General features: G+C 51.9%; 1 protein-coding gene. It reads left to right on the top strand.

Going from position 1 to position 1411, the window contains the following annotated elements; genetic code table 11:
• Positions 1-1411: BspA family leucine-rich repeat surface protein (locus tag GTQ38_RS20850; RefSeq protein ID WP_161437522.1), on the top strand; the 1411-nt coding region annotated here is incomplete at both ends.

Genomic DNA, 1411 nt, shown 5'->3' on the forward strand with positions numbered 1-1411 from the left:
TGGACCAGAGCGGGACCATCACTTTGAATGTCCCTCTGCTTAACTATACCTCCGGGAAGATACAAGTGGCCCTTCGGGATGCTGCTTCCGGGAACGGGACCCTTACTGCGATACAATTCAACAACACAGGGGATAAGGAGAAGCTGCTTTCCGTAGACCAATGGGGCAGCATATCCTGGAGCACGATGGAGGGTGCATTTTGGGGCTGTAGCAATATGGAGGTTAAGGCCACCGATGCTCCCGACCTGAGCAGTGTTAGCAGTACGGACAAAATGTTTGGCTATGCAAGCAGCTTTAACGCAGATATTAGTTCCTGGAATACCAGTAACATAACCGATATGAACATGATGTTTTGGAATGCCACTGCCTTTGACCAGGACATCAGCTCCTGGAACACCAGCAGTGTGACCAATATGTACGGCATGTTTGCTTATGCCACTTCCTTTGACCAGAACATCGGTTCATGGGACACCAGTAGTGTGACCAATATGGGAGGTATATTTTATGAGGCCACTGCCTTTAACGGGAGCATCGGTTCATGGAACACCAGTAGCGTGACAGATATGCCCTTAGTGTTTGCTTATGCAAGCGCCTTTAACCAGGACATTGGATCCTGGGACACCAGCAAGGTGACCAGAATGGTTGACATGTTCAATGGCGCCAGCGCCTTTAACCAGAACATCGGTTCGTGGAACACCAGCAAGGTGACCATTGTGATGGCCATGTTTCAGGACGCCACTTCCTTTGACCAAAACCTGGGGAATTGGGACCTTGGGAAGGTAAATGGTTTGGACGGTTATGGTATGCTTTCCAACAGTGGGCTCTCGATCGCCAACTGGGACGCCACACTGATCGGTTGGTATAACCAGGGCTTTACCAATAAGGCCACCATCGGCGCCTCCGGACTGGTTTACTGCAATGCCGCAACTGAGCGTGCTGCGCAGAACTTCAACTTTGTGGGAGACAGTGCGGATAGCACCCCGCCAACAGCGAGTAATCCCACGGCGGTAAGCGTACAGTGTTACGCCAATGTCCCTGCCATAGACATTACCGTAGTGACCGACGAGGCCGATAATTGCACAGCAAGCCCTACAGTCACCTTTGTGAGTGATGTAAGCGATGGCAACAGCAATCCCGAGGTGATCACCCGGACCTATAGGGTAACGGACGCCATAGGGAACAGCACCGATGTCACCCAGACCATCACGATAAACGATACGACGGCCCCTACAGCCAGCAACCCGGCAGCGGTGAGCGTACAGTGTTCATCTGATATCCCTGCTACGGACATCACGGTAGTGACCGATGAAGCGGACAACTGTACGGCCAACCCCACAGTCACCTTTGTGAGTGATGTCAGTGATGGTAAAAGCAATCCGGAAACGATCACCCGAACCTACAGGGTAACCGA

Source organism: Poritiphilus flavus, from assembly GCF_009901585.1.
In the GTDB taxonomy this organism is placed as follows: Bacteria; Bacteroidota; Bacteroidia; order Flavobacteriales; family Flavobacteriaceae; genus Poritiphilus; species Poritiphilus flavus.